The following is a 7,376-nucleotide window of genomic DNA, read 5'->3' on the forward strand; positions in this document are numbered from 1 at the left end:
CACTAGGGTCAGAAGGTGTACGCATCAAGATCACCTATTGAGGTCACACTGTCTACTGTCAGTCCATGCCTACGGTGGGCGGTTGTGCGTGGATTAGCTGAGGGATGCGTGGCTGCGATCGTAGCTGTCTCGGAAGGTCGGCTGCGCCTTACCCTGAATATGCCCCCAGTAATGGGCCGCCTCAGAGGGCAAGCCAACCTCTGCTGCACTGCGGCTCAGCAAGGATTGCTGACGGTGCTTAACGAGATGGTGGTGGCGGTGCATAAGCGCACGAGCTTGATCCTGTGCAGACATAGTCAAGACCTCCAAAGGTGTATTTAAGTGGGGTACTGGAAAAAAGTATCCTATGGAACTAATATAACAATTATTTTCTGTATTGAATGTTACAGAAAACACTTAATTCAGATTGTTTTATGTTTCTTGACGTACGCTCAACATCATCGCCGTGTCCATTCATAGTCATTCATGGACAGGTTTGATTAGCCCTGTCGGCCATGGTTCACGTTGAACCTCTGACCCACGCACGCTTTACTTGCTACATGTTGCCCTCACCCTAAATCCCTCTCCCAGAGAGGGATAGGGACTTTGAAGGGTGGATGTTCTACCGCAATCGTTTGAAGAACTGGTATTAGGCGAGCGTCATAGCATCGATGAGGAGCTAGGAGCTGGGTTGCGCTAGATTTTACCCAGCCTAAGGGTCGCTTCAGGGGCTGGTCGGAGGGATCCAAGCCGCGATCGCCCCTTAGTAGTCGTAGGGATTGGCTGGTTCTGGAATTTCGGTCAACGCCGTGGCTTGAATCACCAATTGCCGGATGCCGTTCAAGGTTTCTGTGATCATTTCACCTTCCACCCGAAACCAGGTATCGGCTGGGTAATCTAGGCGGTTGGTGGGAAGCTTCACCGGCAAGCCGACCGGGTAGACATCGGCAGCACAGCAGGTGATCACAAAGCGGGTGATGGTCAGGTAATCGTCTGAGAGTTCGCGGGAATGCACGGCAAAGCCTTCCACCCGCACCGGCTGACCCGTGTAGGCATCGGGTTCAGGGTAGACATTTAGGGTGCGTACCCAGTCAATCACAGAGCGCTCTTCCGGACGGGTGCTGGTGCGAAACGACTGGGGCTGCGATCGCGTCATAATCAACGTATCGGCAACCCCGCGCTGTACGGCTAGATCGCTGGCAAAGGGGCGGGGCGTGACGATGAATCCTAGGATGGCGACCCCAAGCAGTAGGGTGCTGCTCATGCCTAAGGGAAATAGGGTCGTGTGGGGCATTTTCGGCAGAGGACGCTGCGATCGCACCCCTTGAACAATCTGCTGTAGTTTAACAACGGCGAGAATGGCCAAGAAAATGCCGGCGGTGATCGCCAGCCAGTGATAGTCCGGATGCAGCAGCACATTAATGGTGCCAGTGATCCAATACTTCAACAGCAGCCAACTCCAAGCGGCGATCGCCAGCAGGTCGAGGATCATCTGCCAGGGAATATAGGGCGATCGGCGACGGCGGCGGGAGGCGGACGATTTCACATTGACAGTCATGGTTCAAAACGGGTGAGGAGAGGAAGATATCGCTTAGGTGCAGCACCAGCCACGCTTAGCTAATGTAAAGGTTCATCACCAGGCAAAACAAGAAGGTGAGCTGTCCCGCCAGCATAAATAGATAGAGAATGGTGCGTCCTCGAAAGACCGTTAGCAGCAGTCCGATATTTTTCAGGTCGATCATCGGGCCAAAGACGAGGAATGCCAGCAAGGAGCCACTGGTAAAGGTGGAGGCAAAGGCGAGGGCAAAAAAGGAGTCTACCGTGGAGCAAATGGAGACCACCCAAGCCAAGGCCATCATCGCCAAGATGGAGGTGATCGGCCCCTGTCCCAAACTCAGAATAATGTCCCGAGGTACAAAGACCTGAACGGCGGCAGCGATCGCACTACCAATCACCAACATGCCCCCCAGTTCCCGAAACTCCTGGGTCACGTTATCAATCATCAACTGCAACCGCTCTGAAAAAGGGCGAGAGATGATGGTTCCCCCAGCCGCCACCAGGTTATCCAGGCGAATCGGCTGCCCAGCAGCGTCTAGTAAAAAGGTACCTGACTGTAATAGGGCCGACTGTCCTATCTGAGATGGTGGCACGGGGGTGGGCATCAGCCGCGCCACCGATGGTTGCATCATTGGACGTAGATCCACCTGCCGGCTAAACGTCCAGCCAACAATGACAGCGATCGCTAGAGAAAAGAAGATTCGCAGGAAAACAATTTCTGGCTGATCGCGGAATGCTGTCCAGGTGGCCCAAAATACAATGGGATTTACCGTGGGAGCCGCGAGGAGAAAGCCAACCGCCATGGAGGATGGAGCCCCCTGGATCAACAGCCGTCGTGCTACCGGTACATTGCCACACTCGCATACCGGGAAGAGAAATCCTGCCAGACTGCCGGCCAAGGCTCCGGCAAGCGGATGTTTGGGCATGACGGCAATCAACCGACGTTCATCCACAAACAGCAGCAGTAAGCTCGATAGCAATACTCCCAACAGCAGGAACGGCATGGCTTCTACAAGCAAACTGAAAAATAGCGTGAGAGCATTGGTGAGTTTAACTGTCATAGACCGAACATGCTGCTGAAGACCAATGGCGGTCAGTTTACAGGAGTTTGACCGTGGATGCACTCCGCCAGTCGGCGGGCCGCGTTGGAGGAAGCAGGCCTGCTAGCGCGGACTAGGGCCGCAAAGGCGTAAGATAATGGATCGAAGACGGACAGTCAACCAAGCGGGATATAGGGTTTGCCCCAGCGTGACACCTTGGTCATCCCTTCTGGGGGCGATCGCTTCCATCCGCATAAAACGATCGCCGTGGTCTAGCTCGACCCATCCCGCAGCCGACAGACGCCTACATCCTTCGAACATCATTCAGAAACGCTTAGTGCTAGAGAGGTTAAGACTATGACGACAGCGTCCCAACTACATGAACAGGTTGCCGTGGTCACCGGGGCATCCCGAGGGATTGGGCGGGCGATCGCCCTGGCATTGGCGGAAGCAGGCGCGAAGGTTGCAGTCAACTATGCTCGCTCTAGCCAGGCAGCGGATGAAGTCGTCGAGAAAATTACGGCAGCCGGTGGAGAAGCGATCGCCCTCCAGGCTGATGTGGCTCAGGCCGACCAAGTGGATAGCTTGATCGGTGCTGTCCTAGAGCGCTGGGGACGGGTGGATGTTTTGGTCAACAATGCTGGCATTACCCGCGATACCTTGCTGCTGCGCATGAAGCCCGAAGACTGGCAGGCCGTGATTGACCTTAACCTCACCGGCGTCTTCCTTTGTACCAAAGCCGTCAGCAAATTGATGCTGAAGCAGCGATCGGGACGCATCATTAATATCGCCTCGGTGTCTGGACAGATGGGCAATCCTGGACAGTCCAACTACAGCGCGGCCAAAGCCGGCGTGATTGGCTTTACCAAAAGTGTTGCCAAGGAGTTGGCTAGCCGAGGGGTGACGGTGAATGCCGTAGCGCCGGGCTTCATCAGCACAGACATGACCCATGACCTCAATTCTGACGAGATCCTAAAATTCATCCCCCTCGGCCGCTATGGGCAACCGGACGATGTTGCCGGGATGGTGCGCTTCCTGGCCGCCGACCCTGCCGCTGCCTACATCACCGGGCAGACCTTCAATGTGGATGGTGGCATGGTCATGGCCTAGCCCTGCTCTAGCGCCGATCGTTTGTTCAAGATTTTAAGGATAGCGTCATGGCCAAACCAACCCAAGCTCACCTCACCCGCAAGATTGAAAAGAATCAGCCCCAACCCCTCAAAGATCGCACCAAAGGTCAGATGGAATATTACATGGGTGCCAAGCTGATTGAGGTCGGCATTAACCCCAAGTCGGCGATTTACCGCTGGGCGATGGAAGAGTCGGGGCGCATGGAAGTGTGGACTTACAGCGCCTATTGGGGAGATTCGAAGGAAACCCTGCTGAATGAAGAAGCGGCGGGGGGAGAACCACCAGCCGCTGAGTAATTGCCACCCGGATGAGATGCCTATCTCCACATGGCACCGTAGATGATGCCGGAGAGCGTGGCTACACAAGCAGCACTACAACGTTCACCCATTGCAGCACCCATAGAGCGATCGCCCCCTTGATCTCTGGTCAAGCATGGGGAGCGATCGCAAATTTTTCTACCACATTTTTTCACTTTCTTCTGACCCCTTCCCCAATGCCTTGTATCAACAAATCAGAGTAGCCGCACAGGGCGATCGCCATTTCGTCCAAGCCAACGGACGTCTTAGCATAGGAATGATTCATTAGGCAAGATCATGAGTAAGGTCATACAATTAGGTCTTACGCATCAAATGGTTGAAGACTGATTAGCTGTTCATTGAACTCACAATTTCAACAAGCTAGTTTCAACCATGGGGTATCCAGCCTTGTCATGACATTCACCGCAAGGAATCCTGACCATTATGCTGTATCGACGAATCTCACTCAATCCAGTCGAATTGGGGAGACTCATCTAGACTGTGGTCAGAAAACGTAATAGAATCCTGTTCGGCTAAGGCCTTAGCCGCTCACTGTGTTAACGACCAGCGTAAAACGGGGCCAGGTAACGGGTTCATTCATTATTCCCAGCCCCAGCACCCATCGGGTGTATGCACCATTGTTAACCTTTGATCAATTTGTTTAGCAATCGCACCGTCCTAGTTGCAGGAGAGTTAAGGAGTGGGCTTCTTCAGTCGTTTCTCGTTTTCACGAGATATGGGTATCGATTTGGGTACCGCTAACACACTGGTTTACGTTTCCGGCAAGGGAATTGTTCTGCAAGAACCCTCGGTCGTGGCGATGGATCAAGAAAACAAAGTGCCTCTTGCCGTCGGGGAAGATGCAAAAAAAATGCTCGGTCGTACTCCCGGAAATGTAGTTGCCCTACGTCCCCTGCGGGACGGTGTGATTGCCGACTTTGATACGGCTGAGCTAATGCTCAAGCATTTCATTCGACGAGTGCATGAGGGACGCACACTAGTCTCTCCCCGCATTGTCATTGGCATTCCAAGCGGCGTAACCGGAGTTGAACGGCGCGCGGTGATGGAGGCTGCTTCTCAAGCCGGAGCTAGGGACGTCTACCTAATCGATGAACCGGTTGCTGCCGCCATTGGCGCTGGGCTGCCTGTAGCAGAACCTACCGGCAACATGATCATCGATATCGGCGGTGGTACCACCGAGGTTGCTGTCTTGAGTTTGCAGGGCACGGTACTGAGTGAATCAGTGCGGGTGGCGGGAGATGAGCTGAGCGAAGCCATCACCCAGTACATGAAAAAGGTTCACAACCTGGTGATTGGGGAACGTACAGCAGAGGAAATCAAGATCTTCATCGGCTCGGCCTATCCCACCGATGGCGATAATGAAACCCTGATGGATGTGCGCGGTCTGCATATGCTGTCCGGTCTACCTCGTACTATCACCGTCAAGAGCCCGGAAATCCGAGAAGCGATGTCGGAACCGCTGTCGGTGATTGTGGAAGCCGTGAAGCGCACCCTAGAGCGCACACCTCCCGAATTGGCCGCCGACATTATTGATCGGGGGATTATGCTAGCCGGCGGTGGGGCACTGCTGCGCGGGCTGGATACTCTGATTAGCCATGAAACGGGCATTGTGGTACATATCGCCGCTGATCCGCTGAGTTGTGTTGTCCTCGGCACCGGACGAGTGCTGGAGAACTTCAAGCAGCTTGAACGGGTCTTCAGTGGGCGATCGCGCAATCTCTAATCTCTAGGGCGATCGCTCTAGACGATTGCTGTGGCATGAACTCTGCAGGTGCTGCTAGCCAACAACTTCAGCCCCTGCACCGTTTATCACAGCTACAGTCCCAGGTTCGGCTACCCCCAGGGTAGCGACATCCTATCTACACAATCACTTAGATGTATTCTTTACGCCGTTGGTGGGGTCAGTACGCACTAAAAGCCGGGATGGTGGGTCTGCTGTTAAGTCTGGCCTGGGGCATCCGGCAAACGAATGCTGGCATATTTTTGGAGCTGTACGGCATTTTGTCGCGCCCGTTCCAGGGTACGCCAGACCAAGTTGACATGCTGGAAACAGCCCAATCCCGAGAGCTGCAGCAGCGAGTTGTGGAGCTGGAAAGCGAAAATCGTCGGCTTCAAGAACTGCTCGACTATCGTGAGAATACATCCCAGGCAGGCGTTGTTGCCCCCGTTATTGGCCGCAGCTCCGATCATTGGTGGCAACAGCTCACCGTTGCCAAGGGCAGTCGTGATGGCGTCTCAGTGGGCGATGTGGTGTCGGGCACGGGTGGGCTAGTAGGACGCATTGTACAGGTGACTCCCAACACCAGCCGCGTGCTGTTGATTAGCGACCCATCGAGTCAGGTGGGGGTCACGATTAGTCGATCGCGCTCCATGGGCTACATTCGCGGTCAGTCTGAAAGCCGCGTGGTCATGGAATTTTTTGATAAGGTACCGGAGGTGCAGGCAGGGGATGCGGTGTCCACATCTTCCTTGAGCCAACTGTTTCCGCCAGGCCTACCCGTGGGGGTGGTGGAGTCGGTGAACCTCAACCGCAGTCCAGCTCCTGAGGCGGTGATTGAGCTCACCTCGCCCATTAGTCGGTTGGAGTGGGTGATTATTACCCCCAACTCGCGGATGCCCATGCCTGAAGATGTAATGCCTGACGATGCTCCATCTTCTAATGAATCTCAGTAATATTTCTCAGCGATTCCTCTCAGCGATACTCCAATGACCCGAGTGATGACCTTAAGCGATCGCCTCAATCTAGGAAGCAAGCAAGGGCCCCGCATCGCCAACTGGAGCATTACGGTGCTGTCGGTGGTGCTTTGTGTGCTGATGTTGCCGACTCGCTTTCCGGGCATGGAGCTGCTCGGCGTTGGCCCCAATTGGCTATTGATTTGGGTTGTGGCTTGGAGCGTGAAGCGGCCGGCATGGCAGGGGGCGATCGCTGGGTTGGTTTTAGGGTTCATCCAAGATGGCATGACCGCCACTGCTCCGTCCCATGCTGTCGGCCTGGTGATTGCCGGTGTCTTGACGGCCCGCATTCAAAAGCAGCGCTTCTTGCAGGAAGATTTTATTTCCATTGCGCTGATTGTTTTTGGCATGGCTGTTCTGTCTGAAACGATTACCGCCCTGCAGTTTAGTGTCCATGCTTGGATCAACGATCGCGACTCGATTCAGTACTCGCTATCGAGAATTTGGTATTACCACCAGCGCATTGCCCTTAGTTCTGCCATTCTCAGCAGCATGTGGTCGCCCGTCATTTATTACCCGCTCAATCGCTGGTGGGAACGAATCAAAGCTGTTGAACCCTCCTAGTACTGCAAGAGCGAAGAGCGAAGAACGAAGACGGAAGAACGAAGACGGAAGAACG

At 54.4% G+C, this 7,376-nt stretch carries 8 protein-coding genes; 5 read left to right on the forward strand and 3 right to left on the reverse strand.

Features of this window, described 5'->3' with window-relative positions; genetic code table 11:
* Positions 1–93: 93 nt before the first annotated feature.
* From V6D20_22145 to V6D20_22155, 3 genes are all read right to left on the reverse strand, one after another.
* Positions 94–294 carry a hypothetical protein gene (locus V6D20_22145; GenBank protein ID HEY9818486.1) on the reverse strand — a complete coding sequence of 67 codons (201 nt, stop codon included), beginning with the start codon at positions 292–294 and terminating at the stop codon, positions 94–96.
* A gap of 448 nt (positions 295–742) precedes the next feature.
* The gene (locus V6D20_22150; protein ID HEY9818487.1) at positions 743–1,537 is read right to left on the reverse strand and encodes a TIGR03943 family protein; all 795 of its coding nucleotides are present in this window, start codon (positions 1,535–1,537) and stop codon (positions 743–745) included.
* Between the two features lie 55 nt (positions 1,538–1,592).
* A complete protein-coding gene (locus V6D20_22155; protein HEY9818488.1) occupies positions 1,593–2,597 on the reverse strand; it encodes a permease in 1,005 nt (334 codons plus the stop codon).
* 336 nt (positions 2,598–2,933) lie between these two features.
* Between V6D20_22155 and fabG the strand changes: the two genes are divergently transcribed.
* From fabG to mreD, 5 genes are all read left to right on the forward strand, one after another.
* Positions 2,934–3,686 (forward strand): 3-oxoacyl-[acyl-carrier-protein] reductase, encoded by a 753-nt coding sequence (fabG, locus tag V6D20_22160; protein ID HEY9818489.1) that lies wholly within the window; start codon positions 2,934–2,936, stop codon positions 3,684–3,686.
* Between the two features lie 47 nt (positions 3,687–3,733).
* Positions 3,734–4,003: a hypothetical protein gene (locus V6D20_22165; GenBank protein ID HEY9818490.1), complete on the forward strand. Its 270-nt coding sequence runs from the start codon at positions 3,734–3,736 to the stop codon at positions 4,001–4,003.
* A 700-nt stretch (positions 4,004–4,703) separates the two neighbouring features.
* Positions 4,704–5,747, forward strand: coding sequence for a rod shape-determining protein (locus V6D20_22170; GenBank protein ID HEY9818491.1), 1,044 nt, complete (start codon positions 4,704–4,706; stop codon positions 5,745–5,747).
* 152 nt (positions 5,748–5,899) lie between these two features.
* Positions 5,900–6,697, forward strand: a complete 798-nt coding sequence (gene mreC, locus V6D20_22175) for a rod shape-determining protein MreC (protein ID HEY9818492.1) — start codon at positions 5,900–5,902, stop codon at positions 6,695–6,697.
* 33 nt (positions 6,698–6,730) lie between these two features.
* Complete coding sequence (mreD, locus tag V6D20_22180; GenBank protein ID HEY9818493.1) at positions 6,731–7,321, forward strand: rod shape-determining protein MreD; 591 nt, start codon at positions 6,731–6,733, stop codon at positions 7,319–7,321.
* Positions 7,322–7,376: the final 55 nt, after the last annotated feature.

Source organism: Candidatus Obscuribacterales bacterium (genome assembly GCA_036703605.1).
In the GTDB taxonomy this organism is placed as follows: domain Bacteria; phylum Cyanobacteriota; class Cyanobacteriia; order RECH01; family RECH01; genus RECH01.

Excerpts from the sequence above, each read along its gene's own strand:
- V6D20_22145 (HEY9818486.1), bottom strand. The coding sequence starts at position 294 with ATGTCTGCACAGGATCAAGCTCGTGCGCTTATGCACCGCCACCACCAT.
- V6D20_22150 (HEY9818487.1), bottom strand. The coding sequence starts at position 1,537 with ATGACTGTCAATGTGAAATCGTCCGCCTCCCGCCGCCGTCGCCGATCG.
- V6D20_22155 (HEY9818488.1), bottom strand. The coding sequence starts at position 2,597 with ATGACAGTTAAACTCACCAATGCTCTCACGCTATTTTTCAGTTTGCTT.
- fabG (HEY9818489.1), top strand. The coding sequence starts at position 2,934 with ATGACGACAGCGTCCCAACTACATGAACAGGTTGCCGTGGTCACCGGG.
- V6D20_22165 (HEY9818490.1), top strand. The coding sequence starts at position 3,734 with ATGGCCAAACCAACCCAAGCTCACCTCACCCGCAAGATTGAAAAGAAT.
- mreC (HEY9818492.1), top strand. The coding sequence starts at position 5,900 with ATGTATTCTTTACGCCGTTGGTGGGGTCAGTACGCACTAAAAGCCGGG.
- mreD (HEY9818493.1), top strand. The coding sequence starts at position 6,731 with ATGACCCGAGTGATGACCTTAAGCGATCGCCTCAATCTAGGAAGCAAG.